The organism is Chryseobacterium binzhouense, from assembly GCF_007474545.1.
Taxonomy (GTDB): domain Bacteria; phylum Bacteroidota; class Bacteroidia; order Flavobacteriales; family Weeksellaceae; genus Chryseobacterium; species Chryseobacterium binzhouense.
Genome location: NZ_VKOG01000006.1, coordinates 67,649 through 91,142, shown reverse-complemented (window position 1 = coordinate 91,142; position 23,494 = coordinate 67,649). Strand labels below are relative to the sequence as shown.

The following is a 23,494-nucleotide window of genomic DNA, read 5'->3' as shown; positions in this document are numbered from 1 at the left end:
GTTTTTGAAGGTCAATATTATTGTCAATTTTTGGAATTTATTGTTGGCTGTCATGACGATTTTATAAGCTGAAAACAGTATTCACCCAATTATCCAATGTGTATTTGTAATAAATTTCATCTGGAAGCTTTTCATAATCAGTTTCAAAAAAACTTTTATCAATGTTGCTGAAATCCTCGTTGAGGATTAAAATATTGTTGGGATTATAAAAATCGTAGTTTTTAATATTTTCGTTATCAGCAATAATTTTTTTCTCCAAAGCCATAGCTTCAAATATCCGGAAACTCAGCCCGCTCTGGTTTTCACGTTGCAGATCTAAGATTGCTTTAGAATTGCTGTAAAGTTTAGGCAGAGATTTTTGCGGAATATTGGTTCTTCTGAATTTCAGAATATCAATGTTGTTTTGATTAATAGCCTGACTGAAATGTTTTTTCCAACCTTTTTTACCGGCAATAATTGTTTTAAATGAAATCTGAAGCGGCTCCAGTTTATTTATCAGCAGATCAAGCTTTTCCAGACGTAACTTATCATATGAAGTAATATAAAATAAATCCAGTTCGGGATTTTGTTTTTCGGCAGGAAGATATTTCAGATAATTATAATTGGTGATTTTTTTGAAACCGAACTGTTTTACATCATGATCATCAAAAGAATAAATTTCGTCAAAGAAATGCAAAATATGTTCTGCAGGGTTTCTCAACATACTGTCATACAGATACGCAATATTTTTTACAGTATATTTTCTTATCACTTCATGCACGCGTTCTTCGATAGCTTCGGGATTAATCACCAAAATCTGATCCTGCTTACCTATTTTTTCTAAAGACTCTATAATGAAATTCTGTCTTTTTTCGTGCTTTGGATTTTTACCTGTAAACACTTTGCTCATCGTGTTTTTCACTCTTGCCCTGAAATCTTTATGAGTAAAGGCTCCAATGTTGATATGGTGAGCTTCTATGCCTTTTTCTTTTAGTGTTCGGACAATGTGCTCATCGTAATGCCAAAAATCAAAACTTATTAAACAAATTTTCATATAACAAAAGTAAAGATTTTAAAGATTAAATTTCTATTTTTGACAAAAAGCCATTTCTTAGTGAAAAAAAATATTTTAATAGATGTTGAAAGACTAAAATATCCGCATTCGGGTATTGCTAATGTCTGTCTTGCTCTTATTAAAGGATTAGACGAAAAATTATGCCGTTTTGATTATACTTTTTTCGGTCCCGAAAAGAATATTCCTTCTACTGAGAAATTTTTCAGCATTATCAACTGGCATTTCTGGCATAAGTTTTTCCCGGCAAATACAGCCAGATTTTCTCTTGTTCATGTCACGCATCAGCTTTCAGATTATTTTCATTCAATTAATAAAAATCAAAAAAAAGTTGTTACCCTTCATGATCTGAATTTCCTTCATGACAGCAGTTCTGAAAAGAAGATCAAAAAATCTATCCGGAAAGTTCAGAAGAATATTGGTAATGCTGATGCAATTGTATTCATTTCTGAGTTTGTGATGAATGATTTTTTAAAAAATAAACATTTGTTTAAAATAAAAGATGAGGTGAAATTTCAGGTAATTTATAATGGACTGACTTTTCCCGAAAGAAAAGAGTTTCAGTCTCGCCAGCAATATAATTTTATCAACAAAAAATATATTTTAAATATCGGGGTGCTTTTTCCTAAAAAAAATCAGGAAGTTCTGCTGGATCTGATTTCTGCTAATGACCGTGACCTTGTTCTGGTTACATCATCTGCAAAATCAGATTATAAAGAAAGATTTTTACAAAAAATAAAGGATTTGCATCTGGAAAACAGGGTTCATATTCTGGAAAATTTAGACAATGAAGAGAAATATTATCTTTTACAAAACTGCGAATCTTATTGTCATCCTTCACTGGCAGAAGGTTTTGGAATTCCGCCTGTAGAAGCCATGTTTTTTGGTAAGCCGGTATTTCTGAGCAATCTTACAAGTCTCCCGGAAATTGGTGGCGATCTGGCTTTTTATTTTGATGATTTCAGTACGGAGACGATGTATAATATTTATGAATCCGGAATGAAAATTTATCATCAACGTGTTGATGATTATAATGATAAGCTGAAAAAAAGAGCCATGAATTTTGGCTATAGAGAAATGGCAGTTGCTTACGAGAAACTATATGAAAGCTTGCTGAGTTAGAACCTTATTTTCCCTAGTTTTAATTTCCATTTAAACACAGGAAGATTATCACTTCCTTTGATATCTATTCTTTGGATCTCATATTTGTTTTTCCATGGATAAGAATCAATATTGTTACCGATTCTTAAAGCAGCAATGATTCCTGCATTTTCAAGCATATTAAAGAATTCATTCTTTTTTTGCTTTGGAAACTTGCCATAAGGATAAGCTAAAATTTTTGTAAAACTTATCTCGTGTTTTTCCAAACTTCTTATATTTTCCATAATGTCCTCTTCAGCTTCCTGTAAAGAAATTTGAGCATAATTTCTGTGAGAGTGGCTGTGAAGAGCAATTTCGATCAGATCAGGATTTAGATCTTTGATCTCCTTAAAACTCATAAAAGAGCGGTTCGCATCATCATGAACGAGTTGTGTAGGGATGAAAATAGTAGCTTTTAATCCATATTTTTCAAGGAGAGGGACTACATGCTGTAAGTTATTATAATATCCGTCATCAAAAGTTAAAATAAGTTTATTTTCCAGAGACGCATTGTTTTCCAAATCTTTGAAAAAAATGGTCCTGTAGTGGTTTTTGATGTATAGTAATTGTTTTTCCAGATTTTCTTTGCTTACAATAATATCATTTTTTTCTTTGATTTCTTTTTCTGGCAAAACACTGTGATACATTAGGATACGAACACTTTTAGTCTTCGAAAACCGCAGAATTTTATTGGTCAACCTAAACACGGTTACTTAGTTTTAAGAATCTCATTCATTTTAATATATTTTAAAAAAGTATAGAAAGCACCGGTGATGGATATGTAAAATCCCGCAATGCCGTCTAAAAACCCCAGTCTTAGAAAATATGTTTTCAGAAACTCATAAAAAGGTGAAAGCACAATTTTAAACAGTGAAACACTTTTCTGATGCAATACTTTTTTTTCTGCCATCAGCTGAGTATAATTATTAATTTTCTCAACATGATGAGCAATGCTTTCATAAGTATAATGGTTGATGTTTCCATCAAGTTTTCCTTTTTTATCTTTTGTTATAAAAGTTTCATGAACCAGATCATCAGAGTATTTTCCATGTCCTTTTCTGAAAAATCTTTCCCGCCATACATTGCCCCAGCCTCCGTAGCGAATCACCTTATTCAGCAAGATATTATTAAAGTGAATCTCAAATACATTGAAGGAAGAATGATGGCTGTGTAAAACCTTCTTGATAGATTTTATGGCATCTGCATCCGGAATTTCATCTGCATCTAAAAACAAAATCCAGCTGCCACTGCAATTGTCGATCGCAAAATTTTTCTGTTGACCGAAACCTTCAAATTTTTTCTGTATAAACTTTACTTTTGAATATTTTTCACAGATTTCTCTTGTTTTGTCGGTAGAAAAACTGTCAACAATAATGATTTCATCTGCTAAAGCATCAATGGCTTGCAGGTTTTTTTCTATTATCCTTTCTTCGTTATAGGTAATTATTGCTACAGAAAGATTCATACACTTTTTGTTGTAAATGCAAAAATACTGTTTATTTTAAGATTGCAGAATATGTTATAAGACAGTTTTTCTTACAATGAAAAAGCACTCCGAATAATAAAGGAGTGCTTTAATTTTTTATAAAAAAATTTAGTTACGATACTCTAAAACAGTTTTTTCAATAATTTTCACACAGTCAAGAAGCTGTTCTTCTGTGATTACCAAAGGCGGAGCTAGTCTGATGATATTTCCGTGAGTAGGTTTTGCAAGAAGACCGTTTTCTCTTAACTGTAAGCAAAGATTCCATGCTGTAGAGCTTTCAGGCGTATCATTGATCAGAATAGCGTTTAGTAACCCTTTTCCTCTTACTTTCGTAATAAGATTGGTTTTTACGATTACTTTTTCAATTTCGTTTCTGAATAATTTTCCTAATTCTTCAGCTCTTTCAGAAAGTTTTTCTTCTTCTACAACGTCCAAAGCCGCTATTGCAACCGCACAGGCAATAGGATTTCCACCAAATGTAGAACCATGTTGTCCGGGTTTTATCACATTCATGATTTCATTGTCTGCCAAAACTGCCGAAACGGGATACATTCCGCCTGAAAGTGCCTTTCCTAAAATCAAAATATCAGGCTGTACCTCTTCGTGATGGCAGGCAATTAACTTCCCTGTTCTTGCGATTCCTGTCTGAACTTCATCTGCAATAAAAAGAACATTGTGTTTTTTACATAATTCAGAAGCTTTTTTAAGGAAGTTTTCATCCGGTACATAAACTCCGGCTTCCCCTTGAATAGGCTCTACCAAAAATGCTGCAATATTTGCTGAGTCTCCGTTTAAAACTTCTTCTAAAGCATTGATGTCATTATAAGGAATTTTTACAAAACCAGGAGTAAAAGGTCCGTAATTCTGGTTGGCATCTGGATCGTTTGAAAATGATACAATCGTGGTTGTTCTTCCGTGAAAGTTGTTTTCACAAACTACAATTTTTGCTGCATTTTCTGATATTCCTTTTACTTCATAGCTCCATTTTCTGGCTAATTTTACGGCTGTTTCTACCGCTTCAGCTCCGGAATTCATCGGCAAAACCTTATCAAAACCAAAAAGTGTTGTTATTTTTTTCTCATACTCTCCCAACTTGGAGTTGTAGAATGCTCTTGAAGTCAATGCTAATTTTTTAGCCTGATTTACTAAAGCATCAACGATTTTTGGATGTGAATGTCCTTGGTTTACAGCAGAATAAGCTGAAAGGAAATCATAATATTTTTTGCCTTCAACATCCCATACAAAAACACCTTCGCCTTTGTCTAAAACGACAGGAAGGGGATGGTAGTTGTGAGCACCGTGTTTATCTTCAAGATCTATAAAATATTGTGAATTTTTTGTTTGTTCTGCTGTTGACATATCTTTTTTACTTTTGACAAATTTAATAATTCCTGATCAAATGTTACGACAGAAGATTAAGATTGAATGTTTCCGGATTGTAGAAGGATATTGCATTAAAAGCTTAGAAATCAGTAATGTTTTGTAAGGTGCTGATAAATGATAGTTTTTATATCTTTTTTTATTCTGAAATTTTTTTAACAAAAAAACCGCCTCAATTTGAGACGGTTAAATTTTATTTAAAGTAATCTTAATGATTATCATACTTTCTGTCCATTACAAAATCCTCCATGAATTTTGTAGTGTAATTCCCTGAAAGATATCTTTCGTCTTCCATGAGCTGTCTGTGGAAAGGAATAGTGGTTTTTACACCTTCAACATAGAACTCTTCCAAAGCACGTTTCATTTTTGCAATCGCCTCTTCTCTTGTCTGAGCTGTTGTGATTAACTTCGCAATCATTGAGTCATAGTTGGAAGGGATTGTATATCCTGAATATACGTGTGTGTCAACACGGATTCCGTGTCCTCCCGGAATGTTTAATCCTGTAATTTTTCCCGGTGAAGGTCTGAAATCTGTATAAGGATCTTCCGCGTTAATTCTACATTCTATTGAGTGCAGTTTCGGATAATAATTAATTCCTGAAATCGGAGTTCCTGAAGCTAATAAAATCTGCTCACGGATCAGGTCATAATCTACAACCTGCTCTGTGATAGGATGTTCTACCTGAATTCTCGTATTCATTTCCATGAAATAGAAATTTCTGTGTTTGTCAACCAAAAATTCTATGGTTCCAACACCTTCGTAACCAATAAACTCAGCAGCTTTTACAGCAGCTTCGCCCATTTTTTCACGAAGCTCATCTGTCATGAATGGGGAAGGGGTTTCTTCCGTTAGTTTCTGATTTCTTCTCTGAACCGAGCAGTCTCTTTCGGAAAGGTGACAGGCTTTACCGTATTGGTCACCTGCAACCTGAATTTCAATATGTCTTGGTTCTTCAATAAGTTTCTCCATGTACATTCCTCCATTCCCAAATGCAGCTACTGCTTCCTGAATAGCAGATTCCCAATGTTCTTTAAGGTCTTCTGCCTTCCATACGGCTCTCATTCCTTTTCCACCGCCACCTGCAGTTGCTTTGATCATTACAGGATATCCAGTTTCTTCGGCAATTTTTACAGCGTGCTCATAAGATTCAATCAATCCGTCAGAACCAGGTACACAAGGTACACCTGCTGCTTTCATGGTAGCCTTAGCATTAGCCTTATCTCCCATTTTTTCGATCTGCTCCGGAGAAGCACCAATAAATTTGATGCCGTTTTTCTGACAGATTCTTGAAAAGTTGGCGTTTTCTGATAAGAAACCGTAGCCTGGATGAATCGCGTCTGCATTGGTAATTTCTGCAGCTGCAATAATATTTGGAATTTTAAGATATGAGTCTTTACTCATTGCAGGGCCTATACAAACCGCTTCATCAGCAAATCTTACATGAAGACTGTCTTTGTCTGCAGTTGAGTAAACTGCAACGGTCTTGATTCCCATTTCTTTGCACGTACGTAAGATACGCATTGCAATTTCGCCACGATTGGCAATTAATATTTTTTTGAACATCTTCTTTAATTTGAAAATTAGATAATTTGAAAATTAGACATGAGTACGAAACTTAAAAGTTAGCTATCTAACTTCTAACTTCTAACTTCTAACTTCTAACTAAATTATGATGGGTCTACCAAGAATAAAGGTTGATCGTATTCTACAGGAGTAGCGTCATCTACTAAAATCTTCACGATTTTTCCGCTTACCTCAGATTCGATCTGGTTAAATAGCTTCATTGCTTCAATAACGCAAACTACTTTTCCGTTAGAAACTTCGTCACCAACATTTACGAAAACATCTTTATCCGGTGATGGCTTTCTGTAGAAAGTTCCGATCATTGGAGACTTGATAGTTACATATTTACTATCATCTGCAGCAGCTTCTGTTTTTTCTGCAGCGGCAGGAGCAGCAGGAGTGGCAGGAGCCGGAGCAGCTTGCTGTGGAGCCGCCTGATACATTGCCGGCTGAGCAACATAGCTTACCTCATTACCCCCAAGTGGAGTTTTAATAGTAATTTCGAAATCTTTAGTTTTATATTTTACTTCTGAAACTTCAGCTTTAGATACAAACTTGATAAGATTCTGTATGTCTTTAATGTCCATAAAATTGATATTTGATTTGTTGCCAAAGATACCAAAAAAACATAAAAAACAACAAAAAACCGCCAAATTTTATCAAAATTGAGCGGTTTTTGTATTAAAACGAGTGTTTTCGGATGAAATCTACTCTTAGTTTTCTTCTGTAGCTGTTACTTCTTTTTCCAATACTACTTTTCCTCTGTAGTATAGTTTTCCTTCATGCCAGTGAGCTCTGTGATAAAGGTGAAGCTCACCTGTTGTAGCATCTTTAGCTAATTGAGGAACTACAGCTTTGTAGTGAGTTCTTCTCTTATCTCTTCTTGTAGACGACTGTCTTCTCTTTGGATGTGCCATTTTCTGATAACTTTTTTAATTGATGAGCGATGAGATTCATCATCTCATCATTAAACTATTTAATTTTTATTCTTTAAATTTTTCAGTGCATCCCATCTTGGGTCGCTCTTAGGTTCTTCATTCTCTTCAGACTCTTTAGGACTGAATTTTTCGAGAATTTTTAAATCTTCTTCACTGAGATCAGGTGATATTTTTTTCATCGGTATTGCCAATGCTACGTTTTCGTAAATAAGCTGTGCTACGTTGAAATCGTGATCACTGGCTAGAATGGTAATAACGTCTTCTTCGCTGTCATCATATTCTTCCCCAAACTTTACCAGAATATCAATCTGGTTTTCTATGGGATGGCTGAAGATTTCGCTCGAAATATCACATGCCAAATCTACTGTACCATTCACTTTTATTTCAAATTCTAAAAAAGTAGTGTGCTTATTAAGAAAAACATCTACGGTTATTTTAGGATTTGTAAATTCCTGATCAGTGTCAAATAATTGAAAGAACTCTTTATCTATCTCAAATTTGAACTCGTGTTTCCCGGTTTTTAATCCGGAAAAGCTTATGTCATAGTTTCTTAACTTGTCCATAAAATGAGTGTGCAAAAATATGCATTTTTTTTAATATTACAAATAAATTCAAAACAAATTATTTTATTTGTTTTTATGATTACTTTTCTGTTTCTACAGGCAGATCTTCATCTACGCCGTTATCCGAAGGCATTCTTCTTGGCTGTAGTCTGTTGCTCATCAAATCATTATAATCATTTCTGTTGTTAAAGATTTTAATGGCAGTAAAGATAGCTTCCATAAAACTTTGCTCGTCGGCTATGTTTTTTCCGGCAATATCGTAGGCAGTTCCGTGATCGGGAGATGTTCTGATGAATGGCAGTCCTGCTGTGTAATTCACTCCCTCTTCATACGCAAGAGTTTTGAACGGAGCAAGACCCTGGTCGTGATACATGGCTAAAACAGCATCATAGTTCCTGTATTTTTCTGGCTGAAAAAAGCTGTCGGCTGGGTATGGTCCAAAAGTAAGAATTCCCTGGTCGGAAAGTTCTTTAATTGCCGGAGAGATGATTTCGATTTCTTCATTTCCGATCACACCACCATCTCCTGAATGAGGATTGAGCCCTAAAACCGCAATTTTTGGTCTGGAGACAGAAAAATCTTCTATCAGACTCTGATTAAGAATTTTAATCTGTTTTTTGATTTTTTCTTTTGAAATATTTTCAGCAACCTGAGAAATAGGAATGTGATGTGTAGAAACAGCAACTTTTAAATCTTCAGTTACCAAAAACATCAAGCCTTTTTTGTTGAATTTTTCTTCAAAATATCCGGTATGTCCTGCGTGTTTAAAGCCCATTTTCACCATTTCATCTTTGTTGATAGGTGCTGTCACGAGTACGTCAATTTCTCCTTTGATTAAAGCTTCTGTTGCTGCTTCCAGAGAATCAATAGCCATTTTGGTAGATTCTTCTGTGGGAGTTCCAAGCTCTACATTCACATTTTCTTTGGTAAGATTTACCATATTCAACTTTCCATTTTGGGCTTGAGAAGCTTCTGTGATGTAGTTGAAATTAAGATTTAATTTAAAAATATTTTTCTGGTACGTAAATAATTTGCCCGAGCCAAAAATAACAGGAGTAAAAAAATCTGTAATGGTTTTGTCTTTCAGACATTTCATTATGATTTCCGGACCGATGCCGTTAAAATCACCTATTGAAATTCCTACTCTTACTTTATGGTTTTTTGAGCTCATTTTGATTATCTTTGAAGATTATAATTTACAAATTTAGCAAAAATAATATGTTCACAGGAATTATTGAATCAGTAGGAGTTATTGAAAGAATACATCAGAACGGAACCAATATAGATTTCACTCTCAGCTGCCCTTTTACACATGAGCTAAAAATAGACCAAAGTCTTGCTCATAATGGATGTTGTCTTACGGTAGTTGATATCAAGGAGAATCAATATGTAGTAACCGCCATCAATGAAACTTTAGAAAAGACAAATTTAGGTAAGTGGCAGGTTGGAAGTGTCGTCAATCTTGAACGTTGTACGGTGATGAATGGAAGGCTTGACGGACATATTGTGCAGGGACATGTGGATAAAACCGGAGAGATTATCAGTATTGAAAACAAAGATGGCAGTTATTTTGTTACTGTACAGTATGATTCAGAAGGTAACTTTGTTACGGTTCCGCAGGGTTCAATTACCATGAATGGAATTAGTTTAACGGTGGCAAAAAGTGAGGATTATCAATTTTCAGTAGCCATCATCCCGTATACTTGGGAATTTACCAATATGAATACATTGAAAGTTGGAGATAAAGTCAATCTTGAATTTGATATTATCGGTAAATACATTACAAAACTAATTAGCAGGCAGAATGGCGTTTAATATTTATAAAGGATACAGTTTAAGAAACCGCGTTTTTTTCGGTTTTTTGCTGGTTTGCCTTTTAAGTGTTGCTGCATCTTCTCTTGTTCCTTATTTTGTTTTGCGAAATAATGCACTTCAGCAAAGCAAAATTGATATGCAGGAGAAAACCAATGCTGTAATACGTTTTTTAGATTATGCCGTAAGTTCTACTACTATTCAGACCAATGATCTGCAAACGGTTTTAAAAAATAAAATCTTTGAAATTGCTGATATTAATCAGCATGATATTGCCATTTATGATCTTCATGGGAATTATCTTGTCTCTAGCAAAGATAATGATGCAATTTTGAGAAAAAAAATTCCGCTGAAAATTGTTAATAAGATTTTATCGGACGGTGCGAGATATGATGTCCGCGGATATGATGAATCTAAAGATGCAGTATATACTTCATCGTATTTGGTGCTTAAAAATAATGTTCTGAAGCCTATCGGCATTGTATATATTCCTTTGTATCATAATGAGTCTGCATATTTGGATGTACTTCACAAATATGTAATGTATATTTTGATTGTAGATCTTCTGATTATCATTTTCAGTATATGGCTCAGTTGGGTAACCTCTAATAATCTTGCTAAAAATATCACTAAGTTTTCTGACATGATTACCAGAATCACGCTGTTTGAAAACGAAATGCGCCCAATTAAGTATTATAAAAATGATGAGTTGAATGCTTTGGCGCGTGCTTATAACCGTATGATTTTGCAAATTCAGGATCAGAAAGAAAGATTGAGGTTTAAGGCTTCAGAAGAAGCCTGGCGTGAAATGGCAAAGCAGGTTGCTCATGAAGTAAAAAATCCGTTGACACCTATGAAGCTTACTATTCAGAATTTTGAAAGGAAATTTGATCCTGAAGATCCTAATGTAAGGGAAAGGGTAAAACAGATGAGTAAAACTATGGTAGATCAGATTGATGTCATTGCGACCGTAGCTTCTGCGTTTTCTGAATTTGCCAAACTTCCGGAAAAAAACAACGAAGTAGTAAATCTTAATGCAGAAATTGAAGATATTCTAAGGGTTTTTAATGATGATCAGATTTTTATTCATGCGAATAAGAATAATATCATGATGACGATTGATAAGGTTTTTCTTTCAAGAATCATTACCAATCTGGTTACCAATGCAAAACAGGCAAAAAGTGATGACAGGGAATTGATGATTAATGTTGATCTGGAGCAGCATCAGAGAAGAGTGATTATTTCTGTTCAGGATAACGGAACGGGTATTCCTGAAGATATGTTTGAGAGAATTTTTGAACCGAATTTTACGTCTAAAAACAGTGGAATGGGATTGGGGCTTTCTATGGTTCGGAAAATGGTGGAAGATTACAAAGGGGAAATTACTGTGAAATCTGAAGTAGGAAAAGGTTCTACATTTACAATTACTTTACCTACAAATTTATAGTGAAGCCTTTTCGTTTTAAACAATTTGAAATTCAACAGTCTAAAGATGTTTTCCGGGTAGGAACAGATGGTGTGCTTCTCGGAGCTTTTTCAGATGTTGTTAATGCTTCTCATGTTTTAGAAATTGGAACCGGTACAGGTTTGATTTCTTTAATGCTTGCACAGAGAAATCTATCAGCAGAATTTTTGGGAATTGATATCAGTCAGGAAGCTGTATATCTTACCAGAATTAATTTTGAAAGATCACACTTTGCATCAAGACTAAATAATGAATGCATTGATTTTAAATATTTTCAAACAGAAAATAAATATGACTTAATTGTTTCAAATCCTCCATATTTTGAAGTTTCCGGCTCTGAAAAAGATAAAATCGCAAGACAAACCATAGAATTAAATTTCAGACAGTTAATTTCAAAATCATCCTCTTTGTTATCTGAAGAAGGGGTTTTATCGGTAATCATTCCGGTAGAATCCGGGACAGATTTTATAAAAACAGCAAAAGAAAATAATTTATATTTGGTCAGAAAGATTAATATCCGAGGAATAAAAAACTCAAAAATTAAAAGATTGATTCTTGAATTTTCTTTAGCTGAAAAAATATTGCAGGAGATTGATTTTACGATAGAAAAAAGTCCGAGAATGTACTCGGACGAATATCTTGAACTCACTAAAGAGTTTCATGTTTTTAAAGAAATTAGAAATAAGATTTAAAAGTTAGTAAGATCACAAACTCTAAATTTCTTCATTTTCCATCATTCAAATAATTCTGAAGTATCCAAAACTGAAACTTTACCGTCTTCACATCTTATGGCTTCTCCCGGAAAATTCTGAATCATGTGATAGTCATGAGTTGCCATCACTACTGCAGCGTGATTGTCTTCAGCTACTTTTTTCAGAAGGGTCATAATTTCATTAGAAGTTTCAGGGTCAAGATTTCCTGTCGGCTCATCTGCCAGAATAAGATCAGGATGATTCAATAGAGCTCTTGCAATGGCAACACGCTGTTGCTCTCCGCCTGAAAGCTCGTGTGGCATTTTATGTTTCTTTCCTTTCATATTTACGCTGGATAGAACTTCATTGATGCGATCGTCTATTTTATGCTTGTCGTTCCAGCCTGTTGCTTCCAATACAAATTTCAGGTTTTTTTCTACCGTTCTGTCTGACAGAAGCTGAAAGTCCTGAAAAACAATGCCGAGTTTTCTTCTCAGATTTGGTATGTCTGAAGCTCGAAGTTTGGCAAGATCAAAGCCCACAACTTCACCCTTTCCCATTGCTAAAGGAATGTGACCGTAAAGCGTTTTCAGAAGAGAACTTTTTCCGGAACCTGTTTTACCGATAAGATAACAGAATCTTCCTTTTTTTATATTTAAATTCACATCGGAAAGTACTGTGAAATTTTTTTGGGAAATTTTTGCGTTTTGCAGATGGATGATGCTGTCTCCTGAGATATTTGTATGTGGCATAATCTTGATTTTAAGAAGCTTTTCAAAAACTTTTTTTCAGATTTTAAAAGTAAAAAAAGATATTTTATAAACCTAAAGAATTAGCAAATTTTAACAACAAAAAATGCCTGAAAAAGTACTTTTCAAGCATGATTTGTATATTGTAAAACTAAAGAATTATCTTTTAGCTCTTGCAGAACTTACAGTAAGGCTTTTTCTGCCTTTAGCTCTTCTTGCAGCCAAAACTCTTCTTCCGTTTGGCGTAGACATTCTTTCTCTGAAACCGTGTTTGTTTCTTTTCTTTCTTTCTGATGGCTGGAATGTTCTTTTACTCATTACTATATGTTTAAATCGTAATTATCTATTATTTTTTCAGGTTGCAAAGATATAGATTTTTTTATAAGATACAAATTTCTTTACTTTTTTTTTATAATTATCATCTTTTCATTTAAGGTTAAATTATTACAATAAATATTCTTCTGTATTGAAACATGTTATTTAAAACAATAGTTCTATAATTATAAGAATCAACTTGTAAAAGTTACTAAGTTACAGTATCTCTTGTTTTTAAAAACTTTATCTTTGGAAACTCAAATTTAAAGAAAATGTTTACACCTGCAGAGCTTTTAGAAATCAACACACTTCTTATCCCGGAAAATAAAATCGTAATTCTCACCCACTATAATCCGGATGGTGATGCTATTGGCTCAAGCTTAGGATTGAAACATTATCTAAAGGCAAAAGGCATTGAGGCAGATGTTGTCGTTCCCAACGACTTTCCGAAATTTCTTAAATGGATGCCTGAAGCGAAGAAAAGTGTGATCGGAGAATATAAAAGGAAATTTGCTTTTGATCTGATTAATGAGGCAGATGTTATTTTTTGTCTGGATTTTAATTCTCCTTCCAGAATCGGACTTTTAGGAGACTGGCTGATGAAAGCAAAAGCAAAAAAAATTCTTATTGATCATCATCAGCAGCCTGAAGATTTTGATTTTGTTTATTCTGATACTGTGATTCCGGCAACCTGTCAGATGATTTATCATTTTATTGAAGCCATGGATGACGAAAAGCTTGTCAATAAAGATATTGCAGACTGCCTGTATACCGGAATAATGACAGATACGGGCGGATTTCGTTTCCGGTCAACAAGTGCAGATACACACAGAATTGTTGCAAATTTGATTGAGAAAGGAGCTGATCCTTCTGTTATTACTTCAAACACATGGGATACCAATACGGTTTCCCGACTGCATTTACTGGCTTTGATTTTAGGTAGGATAGAAGTGGTAAACAACGGAACAGTTGCCGTTTTATATCTTACCAGAAAAGAATTACAGGAGTACGGTTTTCAAAAAGGAGACACAGAAGGTTTTGTTAATTACGGTTTGAGCATTTTGGGAGTGAAAATGGCGGCCTTTTTCATGGAAGACCTATATGAAGACTTTATAAAAATATCTTTCAGAAGCAAAGATGATATGGATGTTAATCAGTTTTCGAGAAAGTATTTTAACGGCGGTGGTCACATCAATGCAGCAGGAGGTAAATCTCACGAAAATTTAATGGATACTATTGAAACCTTTAAAGAGAAAATAGAAGCCGAAGAAAGTTTATAGTTGATTTAGGAAACACGTTTATAGCCTTTTTCTTCGAGTTCCTTACATGTATATTCAAAAACTTCCTGAAACATTACATCCAGAAATTTTTTATTAAAAAGACTGAATTTGGTCATTTTTGGAGGATCCAGAAATATATCACAGGATTTAGCTTTAGAATAAACAGATTTTGAAATGGCAAGATGCAGAATCCGGTCAAATTCTTTCATCAGGCTCATGTTTTCAAGTTTGTCATAGCTGATTGAATTTACATGTGAGCCAATCAGAAAATCGCATTTATCAATAATGGGTTCTATAGGAAGATTGTCTAAAACACCACCGTCAACATAGATTTTTTGTCCTATTTTTACAGGCGGCAATACAAAAGGAACACTGGATGAAGCCAGAAGCGGAGCAAACAGTTCTCCTTTCGAGAAAAAATCTACAATCCCATGCGTCATTTCCGTAGCAGCAACATAGACGGGTATTTTCAAAACTTTGAAATCGTCTTCGGGAAAATGATCCGTAAAAAGTTTTAGGATAAATTTTGAACTGAAAATTCCGTTTTTTGAAAGCTTCAGATAAGATCGGGAAAAAAAAGTAGTCTGTTTTACGATTTCAAACATTTCGTCAGGTGTTTTACCCAACGAATAAAATGCGGCAACAATAGAACCAGCACTTGTCCCTGAAATAATATCAGGCTTCAGGTTATATTCTTCCAGAGCTTTGAGAACAGCGATATGGGCAATTCCGCGCATTCCGCCACCTGATAAAGTAAGACCGATAACCGGTTTCTTTTTTTTGAAAGAGAATATTCCCATTTACAGAACAAATTTTTTCGGTAGATGATGAAGAAGCTCTGTATTGATGATTTCGGCACAGATTGATGGCTTTTCCCAATGACCATTATGTCCGCAATCCAGAACATAGGATTTTATATTGGTTCTGTCCGGAAGATTCTTAATCATGGTTTCAGTTTTTACTGCATTGTCATGCTTGCCGGCAATAACCAGAATTTTAGAATCAAGCTTTTCCAGAATATGTTTTCTTTCAGGTCTTTCTACCATTCCTTTTACGCAGGCTAAAGCTCCGAGATTATTCGTAGAAAGAGCAACTTCAAGAGCGGTTTCTGTTTTACCTTCAAGAACATCTCTTTCATTGGGATTAAATAAATTAGGAATTCCCGCTTTTGCATAATGTGTGAAAGCATCTTTTATAATGCGGTAGCTTTTTCTGCGCTGCTCTTTTTTTTCTTCGTCATCTGCTAAAAAAGTTGAGAAAAACAAAGTTAAAGTTTTCAGGTCTTGAGGGAACTTTTCAGCAAATGCAAGGGAAACATATCCTCCCATTGAGTGTCCCAGAATATGAAAATTTTTTATTTTTTCCTGATCCAGAACTTTTTTTACCTCATCTGCCATTAGCTCCATAGTGTGGACTTCTGCGATGGTTTCAGACTTTCCGTGTCCGGGAAGGTCTATTTTAACCAAAGTAAAATCTTTGGAAAGCTTTTTTTCCAGATCATTCCAGATGGAAATATTTTCCATAAAACCATGAAGTAAAACGAGGGTTTCTTTTCCTTCTCCTTTTTTTTCAAAATTGAGCATGAGTTACAATTTAAAAGTGAATGTCAATGTAGTCTACAAATCCCGAACCGTTTACCATATCCTGTAGACGATAAGTTTTGCCTCCGTTTTTAGACATGAATGTTTTAGTACCTTTTCGGGTGTAGGATTTGCCATTGTCATTCACCGAAATCTTTTGTGTAATTTCTCCTGTGAAATTCATGTGTTTTGGTGAAACAACCTGAACAAAACCTTTGATGTTAACCGAGTTTTCTCCCGAATTTATACTTCCTGACAGATTATAATTATCTCTTTCTCCTTCAATTTTATCAAAAGTTACGGTACCCGAAATGGTGTTGAATGCCTGAGTTTCGTAGGTGAAACGGTGATTTCCGCTAAAGTCTTTGAAACGGTTTTTGCTGTTGAGAGTTTTTATGCTATCGTTACGCTTTGCCAGATTCACTGAATCAGCAATTTTAAGGCTGTCTTTTTGTTGATGTGTATTTTCGTCCGGACTTTTTTTTGAACATGAAAAACCAATGGTTAGAACGAATACAGGAAATATTATTTTTTTCATTCAGGATTAAAAATTTATTCTCAAATTTAAATAAAAAAAAAGAGCATTCTGAAAATGCTCCGGTTAATTTTATTTTATCATGTCTTCATATACTTTCTTTTCCCAGTGTTTGATGTCGGCAATTCCGTAGCGGTCTTTTTTTGCGAGCGAAATATTATCCATCATATCCACAAAATTTTTGTAATTAGCTTCATCGGTGAGTTTGACAATAATGGTGAAAATTTCTTTTTTCGGAGCATTTTCATACGCCTGAGAAATGATTTTGGCAACCTTGATGCCATTATAATCGGTTTCTGTTAAACCTGATTTTTCAATGTCCTTTTCATTGCTTTGATGATAAAAAATACGGTTGTTTTTACCGATAATAAAAGTGATTTGATTTTTATCACCAATTACACTGGTCGATTCAACAGGATCTTTTGCGGGTAAGCCAAGATCCATCACATTAGGTTTTGTAAAATTCGTGGTAAACATAAAGAAAGTAATCAGGAGAAAACCTAAATCTACCATCGGAGTCATGTCTATACCGATTCTTTTCTTTCTTTGGCGGGATTTTCCGCCTTGCTTTTCTTGGGCAATAATTTCAGCCATAATTCAGTTTTTTTAATGTTAATAAATTTTTGATAAAACTCAGTTTCATCTGAATTGGGAGCAAAGTTTATACCTAAATTTTATTTTAAATGTTAAATAGATGTTTTTGTTGAATTTTATAAAATAAATTCGGCATAAAATTGAAAAAGCCTTATCAATTGTCTGATAAGGCTGTGATTTTTGTAAATAAAGAAATTTTATTTTTTGTTCTTGTAATAATTAACTCCGCATTCAAGGAATTTTTTAAATTTTTCTTTTTCCATATATCCGGATACAGGATTATTGATCACTTTTCCATCAGGAGTCAAAAGCACGTAATGCGGCTGGGAATTGTTGTTGAAATTAGCCGTCTGAAACAGGCTCCATCGGTCACCAATGGTTTTTACTTTTTTTACCTGTCCGTCTCCCAAATCAATTTTGGTTTTCTGATCTTCAGGAAGCTCTTCTTTGTCGTCGACATAAAGAGAAGCCAGCACAACATCATTTTGAAGAATAGGTAAGATATCCGGCTCGCTCCATACGAACTCTTCCATTTTCCGGCAGTTTTCACAACCGTAACCCGTAAAGTCTATTAAAATTGGCTTATTTTCTTTCTTGGCTAATTCTATGGCATTAAAAAAATCATGTTCAGGCTTCATTCCCAAAATTCCGTCATTTTCATTGTGGAAATAGCTGACATTTAACGGAGGTAAAATTCCGCTCAGTAATTGCAGTTTTGGTCTTTCTGCAGGAATTAATCCCTGAATCAGATAAATTATAAAACCAATTCCTAAAACCCCGATGAACTTTCGTGTCGTAGAAATTTTAGGTTTTTTATCATCATGCGGAAATCGTATCAATCCGAATAAATAAATAACCAATCCGATCGCAATGATAATCCAGATCGCAATAAAAAGTTCTCTTTTAATAAGGAAGGTTTTAGAAACCAAATCAGCTTTTGATAAGAATTTTAAAGCTAAAGCCAATTCTACGAATCCTAAAACTACTTTCACGGTATTCATCCAGCCGCCGGATTTTGGTAAACTCTGTAAAGCTTGTGGAAATAATGCCAATAATCCGAAAACAATTGCCCAAGCCAATCCAAAACCTGCCAAAGCAAAAGTCAGCAGCATCGGAACATTTGCCGAACCTGTAATTGCACTTCCCAATAAGCTCCCTAAAATAGGACCTGTACATGAAAATGAAACGATAACGAGGGTCAAAGCCATGAAAAAAATACCAATCATTCCGCCTGCTTCTTCAGCTTTTGAAGATTTGTTGGCAATAGAACTTGGCAGTGTAATATCATAGTATCCGAAAAAACTTCCGGCAAAAAATATGAAGATCAGGAAGAATACGATATTCAGCCATACATTGGTGGAAATTTCATTGAAAATATTCCCTGCAATTCCGTCGATTAAATGAAAAGGCACGCTTAATAAAACAAAAATCAGTAAAATGAAAAATCCGTAGATGATTGCGTCTCTTTTTCCTTTTGCCGGATTTTTGTTTCCTTTGGTGAAGAAAGATACCGTAAGCGGAATCATCGGGAAAACGCATGGCGTTAGTAAGGCAATTAAGCCTCCGATAAATCCTAATAAAAGATATGTCCAATAATTTTCACTGATTTTTGACGAACCCGTTCCGCAGTCGGTTAAAGGATTGGCAATGTCAATTGAAGAAATTTTCAATTGTTTGGGATCAAGTTTAGGTGTTTCTGCAGATGTAATTTCTGTAGTTGCAGGATTTTTTGGTAAAAGCTGTGCAGCTGCAGAATCTTCTAAAGGTTTTGTTTCTTCTTCGGTGGCCGCTTCATCAGTGGCGCCTTTCGGAATGATTTTTTGATTAAATTCTAACGTGTTCGGCGCGAGACAAACCCTGTCGTCACAAGTCTGATACGTAATTTCAGCAATAACATCTCCCGGTTTTGTACCGTCTTTCAGTTTAAATTTCTGCTTAAACCCTGCGGAATTGGAGTAATAAATAATTTTTCCGCCAAAAGCTTCAGAAAATTCTTCATGCTTTTTCCCTACTTCCTGAAATTTACCGATCAGTTCGATATTTTTACCCGAAACTTTATATTCTGTAGGAATTCCCGTATCTTCAGGAATATCTCTGGAATAAATGTGCCATCCGCTTTCTAAAGTAGCATTCAGAACGGCTTCGTACTGATTGTTGCCGATTTCATTAATGGTAAACTTAAATTTTACGGGGTTTTTAATTTGTGCCGAAAAACTAAAAGTAATAAAGAAGAAAAGGAGAAACGAAATTTTATGAATAGAAGAGAATCTCATATTTTTATTTTATGTAAATACTATGATACAAAAGTAATTTTTTTTTGCAGATTAATCAACCGAAGAAATCCTTCTCAGTTTTTTTTCAATGGCCAGATTGCTTTTTAACGCCATGAATCCCTCTTTTATATCCAGATAAGGAAAACCTTTCTCGTGGTTTTTTCTGCTAATTTCTGCCATAATGTTCCAGTGTTTGGTGATTTCTTTCCACGCAAAAAATAAGGAATGTTTTGGGTCGTACATATGCGTTGGTTCACTTTTAGCACCGTTTATTTCTATGATTTTAAAGTTTTCTCCGTTTTTCAAAAGCTCTATATTTTCGTACATTATATCTAATCTTCCGAAATAAAAACCATTCACTTTGGTGCAGATTTCATCTATTTTCTGTGCTAAATTTTCTGTGATTTCATTTGAAATATCAATAAATTTTGCTCCTCTTGTATGACTTCCGAACGGAATTAAAACAATTTCCTCGTTTTCAGAAACTATTTTCTGCATTTCGCTTTCTAAGTTTTGTTCAATTGCTTTGATTTGAAATGCGCTTCTCGGATTTTCCATCACCAGTTCTCTCAATGTTTTTTTGCCGTCTCCTTTTACGGAAAGAAATTCTTTTTTTACCATTCCGGTAATTTTACCTTTCTTTTCATCTGGAAAGCGGTGGTAAAAAATCCCGACTTCATTTTGGAAATTTATTTTTTCCTGAATTAAAAAATCGAAACGGTTGTTTTGATGATACTTTTCTAACTCAGCAATATTTTTGATTTCGACAACGCCCAATCCTTTTAATCCTATATTAGGTTTTGCAATAATGGGAAAGTTGATGGTTTGTGATTTTAATTCAGATAAAATTTCGCTAAATGAAATTTCTGAAGACGCAAAAATGGTTTTTGGAATCCAATTTTCGGGAATCAGATCGTAGATTTCTTTTTTACTTTCCATCGCCATTCCGCCGTATTTTATCGAAGGATTTGCACCGTGGAAAAACAAAAGCGTTTTGGCGCGCCAAGCGCAATACAGCCAAACCGGAAAAAGCGGCAAATAAATGGTAGGAGTGGACCAATATTCCCAATGTGCAATTTTATGAAGCCGATGTTTGAGTTTCATTTTTCAGGAAAATTTTTTCAGTTTTTGAAGATAAATTCAGTCGGTCGTAGTGTTTCAGGGTAATTTCATCAGCAATGATAACCTGTGTTGTACTGATGGTTTGTATGGTATTTTGTCTTTTGATGGTAATTCCGTTTTCCAAGTCATCGGTTTTTTGCTGATGAAAATCCCAGATTTTTCCCTCGTTGATGGTTTCGTTTTCCAGAAACTTCTTAAAAATAGCGTTTCTTTTTTCTTGAGCTTCATTATCATACAAAGTTGCGGAAGACCAAATATAAGGCAGATTAGAATCTAATATTTTAAAATATTTTTCAGTTCCGTCCCAACGAAATTCTGCCAATTGTGTTTCCTGAAAAATCACCAACGTAAAAGGTTCAATATTTTGTAAATCAATTAATTCTAAAGATTTAAAAACATTTTTTGTTGATATTAAATCCAAAACAATCAGTCCACGACTTTTTCTGTATTCTGTTTTTCTTTGATGATTTTCAAAAGCACCATTCAGTAAAACAATAGCATTTCCACTTTTGGTAACCGCAAACCACGTTCCGTTTTTGGTGGCATCTTTCGGGTAAAAAATACCTTTTTCGTTATGAATTTCCTGTGCAGAACGATTGGGTTTTTCGTCCCGATTGGAAGTGAGAACAATTTTGTCTTTCAGCGGAAAATACGTTACCGTGCACATTTAGTTTAAATTTTGAGTTTCTCTGTATTGAATCGTTGATGGCGCAATTCCGAAATTTTTGTTGAGTAAATGACTCATTTTAATCTCGTTAAATGCCACTTTTATCAATGCCTGATGATGAATGCAATGTTCGATATTGTACAATAATTCCCGAAAGAAATTGGTCGGAATTTCCAAAGAAACAGTTCCCACGGTTTGCTTTAACATTAAATTTTTGTTCGGCAAGTCGATGTTGGAAAGTAGTTTGGAAATCACTTCTATCGCTTTTTCAGGATTTTCTTCTAATTCCAGATTTCTTTTTCTGTCGTCATAATTAATATCATTCGTATCATAAGAATGGAGTAGGATTTCCAGGAACTCGATAATATGTCTCGTGTGACCGCCAATCGTAGCATTGTCTAAAGAAGGTATTTTATAAATGTAAATTTCCGTCGAAATTTTTTGCAAAAGTTCTTTTTGTTCAGTTAGAATCTCGTGTAAGATGGCATAAACCGATTCGTCTCTGTTCATACTTTATTTTTTTTAAATTTAAACAAAAGAATTCCACAGAAAATAATAACGATAACGGCAAGATAAAACAGCTTTCCACCATCATTATTCGTTTCGATTCCTAAGATAAGCAAATGTGAAGCAATAGCACCTATCATTGTAAAAAATCCTAAAACAGCGCCCCAAAAAGTAGTTTTCGGGTTCAGAATTAAAACTGCCGTAATGAGTTCCAATACTCCTGAAAAAATCCTTCCGAAAGGTTCTGCGTGAAGTTTTGAAAAAATAGCAACCGATTCTGGATGTGCTGTAAATTTGAAAAATAGCGTTTGTAATAAAATGATTGCGGGAATTAATCGTAATGCCCAATTGATGTAATTTTTCATCGTGATAAATTATTGTTTTTGAAGTAATGCGTAAGAAAACAAATGGTTGTATTGTTGGCAATGAACAACGGCGTATTTGTATTCCTCAAAATTGACTGTACTCGTGAATGTGTACGTTTGTCCGCCATTTACCGATTTCAGTTTTCCTAAAGAAATAAATTGCGAAGGTTGCTGCTCTTTGCTTACATAAACGTATAGATCAGGACCATTGCTTACTGTAAACTTATCGTCGAAAACTAAAGTGTAGGTTCCATTTTTCTCGTAAATTTCGGCTTTTCCGTTCACATTATTTCCGTAAGGACCCTGCATAAAATTTCCGGAATATTTTAAGACCGAATTTTCGGGAGCCATTTCCATTAAATCTTCCGTAGAAGTATTTTCTCTGATGCAGGAAACCAAAAGAATGGCTGTAATGAAGGTAATGATAATTGTTTTCATAATTTCTGATGTTTTTATTTGTTATAAATTTTCTGATTGAATGATTTAAAATTTCACTCTATATTCTACATTGGCAATAAAGCTTCTCGTCAATCCGTCGGGTCTGGCTGTTCTTACAAGAAAAGGAACGCCCACATTAAGCTGAAGTCCATTTCTTCGGTTGATTTCGTAGTCCAGATAAACATTTCCGTTCAGCGTAAGTCCTTTTGAATTGTTAATCTCTAATTCTACATTATTTTGGTTCGTAAAACGGTCGTTTTTCAAGTGATAAATCGGCAAAATACTTGGCGTAAGTTTTATTTTTGAATTAATATTTAAAGGATAAGAAACTCTCAGCAAAACATCACCGCTTCTTTGGAATTTGTTGGTAGATAAAAACCCTCTCAACGGCGAACTTGCCGGATATTGCGAAGCCAGAAACTGATTCTCGTTCTGCGTTAAAGGCTGTTGAAGAGCAAGAACTAACTGTAGTTTTTTGACTTCATAACCCACTCCTGCAATCAAATCAAGCGTTCCTAAACTAGACTGATAATCCATTGGCAACGGCAGATTATTTTCAGAATTCCCGGCATCTGATAAAGGGATTTTCGCGCCCAAAGTAAACTTTAGTTTTTCATTAGCTCTGTAATTGGCATTCAAAAACAAGTCAGACAGTCCGAAAGAGGAAACATCGTTGCCGCTTTGCGCCAAAGTCGTCAGTTTTGCGTCAACTCCGAATTGATCATTGATTTGTCTGTTATATTCCACATAATTCCCGAAAACAGAAATAGAATTGTCTGCTTTACCAAAGAAAATTCCGGTTTTGAATTGATTTTGATACGCTTTTATGCTGTCATTATTATTCGGCTGAAAACTGCTTACCGTACAAAATCCGGCATCACTGCATCCCTGCGCAAAAATAAAATCATTTGACAGAAATAATAAAAATGCCGTTCCCAGTAAAATTTTAATTGTTTTCATAATTTTAATTTTTAATGA

Annotated in this window: 27 protein-coding genes; 5 read left to right on the top strand and 22 right to left on the bottom strand. The window is 34.5% G+C overall.

All coding sequences use genetic code 11. The features are described from left to right. Positions 1-61: 61 nt before the first annotated feature. The gene (locus FNE73_RS14040) at positions 62-1,033 is read right to left on the bottom strand and encodes a glycosyltransferase family protein (RefSeq protein ID WP_143885200.1); all 972 of its coding nucleotides are present in this window, start codon (positions 1,031-1,033) and stop codon (positions 62-64) included. A gap of 60 nt (positions 1,034-1,093) precedes the next feature. On the opposite strand from FNE73_RS14040, the gene FNE73_RS14035 reads away from it, so the two are divergent. Then, positions 1,094-2,173 (top strand): glycosyltransferase family 4 protein, encoded by a 1,080-nt coding sequence (locus tag FNE73_RS14035; RefSeq protein WP_143885199.1) that lies wholly within the window; start codon positions 1,094-1,096, stop codon positions 2,171-2,173. On the opposite strand, the gene FNE73_RS14030 is transcribed toward FNE73_RS14035, so the two are convergent. From FNE73_RS14030 to pdxA, 8 genes are all read right to left on the bottom strand, one after another. Beyond that, positions 2,170-2,838, bottom strand: coding sequence for a polysaccharide deacetylase family protein (locus tag FNE73_RS14030; RefSeq protein ID WP_143885198.1), 669 nt, complete (start codon positions 2,836-2,838; stop codon positions 2,170-2,172). The two genes, FNE73_RS14035 and FNE73_RS14030, sit on opposite strands and share 4 nt — an antisense overlap. 62 nt (positions 2,839-2,900) lie before the next feature. Then, positions 2,901-3,656, bottom strand: a complete 756-nt coding sequence (locus FNE73_RS14025) for a glycosyltransferase family 2 protein (protein WP_143885197.1) — start codon at positions 3,654-3,656, stop codon at positions 2,901-2,903. A 129-nt stretch (positions 3,657-3,785) separates the two neighbouring features. Continuing rightward, a complete protein-coding gene (gene rocD / locus FNE73_RS14020) occupies positions 3,786-5,036 on the bottom strand; it encodes an ornithine--oxo-acid transaminase (RefSeq protein WP_143885196.1) in 1,251 nt (416 codons plus the stop codon). Between the two features lie 229 nt (positions 5,037-5,265). Next, positions 5,266-6,621 carry an acetyl-CoA carboxylase biotin carboxylase subunit gene (gene accC / locus FNE73_RS14015; RefSeq protein WP_089744110.1) on the bottom strand — a complete coding sequence of 452 codons (1,356 nt, stop codon included), beginning with the start codon at positions 6,619-6,621 and terminating at the stop codon, positions 5,266-5,268. A gap of 104 nt (positions 6,622-6,725) precedes the next feature. Next, the gene (gene accB, locus FNE73_RS14010; protein WP_143885195.1) at positions 6,726-7,208 is read right to left on the bottom strand and encodes an acetyl-CoA carboxylase biotin carboxyl carrier protein; all 483 of its coding nucleotides are present in this window, start codon (positions 7,206-7,208) and stop codon (positions 6,726-6,728) included. Between the two features lie 126 nt (positions 7,209-7,334). Then, entirely contained in the window at positions 7,335-7,538 is a 204-nt protein-coding gene (rpmF, locus tag FNE73_RS14005; RefSeq protein ID WP_034746606.1) for a 50S ribosomal protein L32, read from the bottom strand. A 59-nt stretch (positions 7,539-7,597) separates the two neighbouring features. Then, on the bottom strand, positions 7,598-8,122 hold the full coding sequence (locus tag FNE73_RS14000; RefSeq protein ID WP_143885194.1) for a YceD family protein: 525 nt from the start codon (positions 8,120-8,122) through the stop codon (positions 7,598-7,600). Positions 8,123-8,201: 79 nt separating this feature from the next. Next, complete coding sequence (gene pdxA / locus FNE73_RS13995; RefSeq protein WP_143885193.1) at positions 8,202-9,293, bottom strand: 4-hydroxythreonine-4-phosphate dehydrogenase PdxA; 1,092 nt, start codon at positions 9,291-9,293, stop codon at positions 8,202-8,204. A 47-nt stretch (positions 9,294-9,340) separates the two neighbouring features. Between pdxA and FNE73_RS13990 the strand changes: the two genes are divergently transcribed. From FNE73_RS13990 to FNE73_RS13980, 3 genes are read left to right on the top strand one after another with little or no spacing between them, the layout of a single operon-like run. After that, on the top strand, positions 9,341-9,937 hold the full coding sequence (locus FNE73_RS13990) for a riboflavin synthase (protein WP_143885192.1): 597 nt from the start codon (positions 9,341-9,343) through the stop codon (positions 9,935-9,937). Next, a complete protein-coding gene (locus tag FNE73_RS13985; RefSeq protein WP_143885191.1) occupies positions 9,927-11,381 on the top strand; it encodes a sensor histidine kinase in 1,455 nt (484 codons plus the stop codon). The genes FNE73_RS13990 and FNE73_RS13985 overlap by 11 nt, the downstream gene beginning before the upstream one ends. Further along, positions 11,381-12,091 carry a tRNA1(Val) (adenine(37)-N6)-methyltransferase gene (locus tag FNE73_RS13980; protein ID WP_143885190.1) on the top strand — a complete coding sequence of 237 codons (711 nt, stop codon included), beginning with the start codon at positions 11,381-11,383 and terminating at the stop codon, positions 12,089-12,091. Before FNE73_RS13985 ends, FNE73_RS13980 begins: the two co-directional genes overlap by 1 nt. A 41-nt stretch (positions 12,092-12,132) precedes the next feature. Here the strand turns inward: FNE73_RS13980 and FNE73_RS13975 are convergent, their stop codons facing one another. Both FNE73_RS13975 and rpmH read right to left on the bottom strand, forming a co-directional pair. Beyond that, on the bottom strand, positions 12,133-12,843 hold the full coding sequence (locus FNE73_RS13975; RefSeq protein ID WP_089744095.1) for a cell division ATP-binding protein FtsE: 711 nt from the start codon (positions 12,841-12,843) through the stop codon (positions 12,133-12,135). Positions 12,844-12,999: 156 nt separating this feature from the next. Further along, complete coding sequence (gene rpmH, locus FNE73_RS13970) at positions 13,000-13,158, bottom strand: 50S ribosomal protein L34 (protein WP_034679005.1); 159 nt, start codon at positions 13,156-13,158, stop codon at positions 13,000-13,002. A 269-nt stretch (positions 13,159-13,427) separates the two neighbouring features. Between rpmH and FNE73_RS13965 the strand changes: the two genes are divergently transcribed. Beyond that, positions 13,428-14,435 (top strand): DHH family phosphoesterase, encoded by a 1,008-nt coding sequence (locus FNE73_RS13965; RefSeq protein WP_143885189.1) that lies wholly within the window; start codon positions 13,428-13,430, stop codon positions 14,433-14,435. Positions 14,436-14,440: 5 nt separating this feature from the next. Here FNE73_RS13965 and FNE73_RS13960 read toward each other — a convergent pair whose 3' ends face one another. From FNE73_RS13960 to FNE73_RS13910, 11 genes are all read right to left on the bottom strand, one after another. Then, complete coding sequence (locus tag FNE73_RS13960; RefSeq protein ID WP_143885188.1) at positions 14,441-15,235, bottom strand: patatin-like phospholipase family protein; 795 nt, start codon at positions 15,233-15,235, stop codon at positions 14,441-14,443. Then, entirely contained in the window at positions 15,236-16,018 is a 783-nt protein-coding gene (locus FNE73_RS13955; protein WP_143885187.1) for an alpha/beta fold hydrolase, read from the bottom strand. A 10-nt stretch (positions 16,019-16,028) separates the two neighbouring features. Then, positions 16,029-16,553: a hypothetical protein gene (locus FNE73_RS13950; RefSeq protein WP_143885186.1), complete on the bottom strand. Its 525-nt coding sequence runs from the start codon at positions 16,551-16,553 to the stop codon at positions 16,029-16,031. A 69-nt stretch (positions 16,554-16,622) separates the two neighbouring features. Beyond that, positions 16,623-17,144, bottom strand: a complete 522-nt coding sequence (locus FNE73_RS13945) for an ExbD/TolR family protein (RefSeq protein WP_143885185.1) — start codon at positions 17,142-17,144, stop codon at positions 16,623-16,625. Between the two features lie 197 nt (positions 17,145-17,341). Then, positions 17,342-19,417: a protein-disulfide reductase DsbD family protein gene (locus FNE73_RS13940; RefSeq protein ID WP_143885184.1), complete on the bottom strand. Its 2,076-nt coding sequence runs from the start codon at positions 19,415-19,417 to the stop codon at positions 17,342-17,344. Positions 19,418-19,468: 51 nt separating this feature from the next. After that, complete coding sequence (locus tag FNE73_RS13935; protein WP_185147351.1) at positions 19,469-20,521, bottom strand: ATP-grasp domain-containing protein; 1,053 nt, start codon at positions 20,519-20,521, stop codon at positions 19,469-19,471. Then, complete coding sequence (locus FNE73_RS13930) at positions 20,496-21,206, bottom strand: NRDE family protein (protein WP_143885183.1); 711 nt, start codon at positions 21,204-21,206, stop codon at positions 20,496-20,498. The genes FNE73_RS13935 and FNE73_RS13930 overlap by 26 nt, the downstream gene beginning before the upstream one ends. Then, complete coding sequence (locus tag FNE73_RS13925) at positions 21,207-21,716, bottom strand: DinB family protein (RefSeq protein ID WP_143885182.1); 510 nt, start codon at positions 21,714-21,716, stop codon at positions 21,207-21,209. Beyond that, positions 21,713-22,078, bottom strand: coding sequence for a DoxX family protein (locus FNE73_RS13920; RefSeq protein ID WP_143885181.1), 366 nt, complete (start codon positions 22,076-22,078; stop codon positions 21,713-21,715). The genes FNE73_RS13925 and FNE73_RS13920 overlap by 4 nt, the downstream gene beginning before the upstream one ends. 9 nt (positions 22,079-22,087) lie before the next feature. Further along, entirely contained in the window at positions 22,088-22,516 is a 429-nt protein-coding gene (locus FNE73_RS13915) for a DM13 domain-containing protein (protein ID WP_143885180.1), read from the bottom strand. 45 nt (positions 22,517-22,561) lie between these two features. Then, positions 22,562-23,476 carry a hypothetical protein gene (locus tag FNE73_RS13910; RefSeq protein WP_143885179.1) on the bottom strand — a complete coding sequence of 305 codons (915 nt, stop codon included), beginning with the start codon at positions 23,474-23,476 and terminating at the stop codon, positions 22,562-22,564. Positions 23,477-23,494 lie beyond the last annotated feature (18 nt).

Coding starts and splice junctions, on each gene's coding strand:
- FNE73_RS13985 (WP_143885191.1), top strand. CDS start 9,927: ATGGCGTTTAATATTTATAAAGGATACAGTTTAAGAAACCGCGTTTTT.
- FNE73_RS13960 (WP_143885188.1), bottom strand. CDS start 15,235: ATGGGAATATTCTCTTTCAAAAAAAAGAAACCGGTTATCGGTCTTACT.
- rocD (WP_143885196.1), bottom strand. CDS start 5,036: ATGTCAACAGCAGAACAAACAAAAAATTCACAATATTTTATAGATCTT.
- FNE73_RS13935 (WP_185147351.1), bottom strand. CDS start 20,521: ATGAAACTCAAACATCGGCTTCATAAAATTGCACATTGGGAATATTGG.
- FNE73_RS14000 (WP_143885194.1), bottom strand. CDS start 8,122: ATGGACAAGTTAAGAAACTATGACATAAGCTTTTCCGGATTAAAAACC.
- FNE73_RS13955 (WP_143885187.1), bottom strand. CDS start 16,018: ATGCTCAATTTTGAAAAAAAAGGAGAAGGAAAAGAAACCCTCGTTTTA.
- FNE73_RS13950 (WP_143885186.1), bottom strand. CDS start 16,553: ATGAAAAAAATAATATTTCCTGTATTCGTTCTAACCATTGGTTTTTCA.
- FNE73_RS13945 (WP_143885185.1), bottom strand. CDS start 17,144: ATGGCTGAAATTATTGCCCAAGAAAAGCAAGGCGGAAAATCCCGCCAA.
- pdxA (WP_143885193.1), bottom strand. CDS start 9,293: ATGAGCTCAAAAAACCATAAAGTAAGAGTAGGAATTTCAATAGGTGAT.
- FNE73_RS13930 (WP_143885183.1), bottom strand. CDS start 21,206: ATGTGCACGGTAACGTATTTTCCGCTGAAAGACAAAATTGTTCTCACT.
- FNE73_RS13940 (WP_143885184.1), bottom strand. CDS start 19,417: ATGAGATTCTCTTCTATTCATAAAATTTCGTTTCTCCTTTTCTTCTTT.
- rpmH (WP_034679005.1), bottom strand. CDS start 13,158: ATGAGTAAAAGAACATTCCAGCCATCAGAAAGAAAGAAAAGAAACAAA.
- rpmF (WP_034746606.1), bottom strand. CDS start 7,538: ATGGCACATCCAAAGAGAAGACAGTCGTCTACAAGAAGAGATAAGAGA.
- accC (WP_089744110.1), bottom strand. CDS start 6,621: ATGTTCAAAAAAATATTAATTGCCAATCGTGGCGAAATTGCAATGCGT.
- accB (WP_143885195.1), bottom strand. CDS start 7,208: ATGGACATTAAAGACATACAGAATCTTATCAAGTTTGTATCTAAAGCT.
- FNE73_RS13915 (WP_143885180.1), bottom strand. CDS start 22,516: ATGAAAACAATTATCATTACCTTCATTACAGCCATTCTTTTGGTTTCC.
- FNE73_RS14030 (WP_143885198.1), bottom strand. CDS start 2,838: ATGTATCACAGTGTTTTGCCAGAAAAAGAAATCAAAGAAAAAAATGAT.
- FNE73_RS13975 (WP_089744095.1), bottom strand. CDS start 12,843: ATGCCACATACAAATATCTCAGGAGACAGCATCATCCATCTGCAAAAC.
- FNE73_RS14025 (WP_143885197.1), bottom strand. CDS start 3,656: ATGAATCTTTCTGTAGCAATAATTACCTATAACGAAGAAAGGATAATA.
- FNE73_RS13990 (WP_143885192.1), top strand. CDS start 9,341: ATGTTCACAGGAATTATTGAATCAGTAGGAGTTATTGAAAGAATACAT.
- FNE73_RS13925 (WP_143885182.1), bottom strand. CDS start 21,716: ATGAACAGAGACGAATCGGTTTATGCCATCTTACACGAGATTCTAACT.
- FNE73_RS13965 (WP_143885189.1), top strand. CDS start 13,428: ATGTTTACACCTGCAGAGCTTTTAGAAATCAACACACTTCTTATCCCG.
- FNE73_RS13910 (WP_143885179.1), bottom strand. CDS start 23,476: ATGAAAACAATTAAAATTTTACTGGGAACGGCATTTTTATTATTTCTG.
- FNE73_RS14040 (WP_143885200.1), bottom strand. CDS start 1,033: ATGAAAATTTGTTTAATAAGTTTTGATTTTTGGCATTACGATGAGCAC.
- FNE73_RS13920 (WP_143885181.1), bottom strand. CDS start 22,078: ATGAAAAATTACATCAATTGGGCATTACGATTAATTCCCGCAATCATT.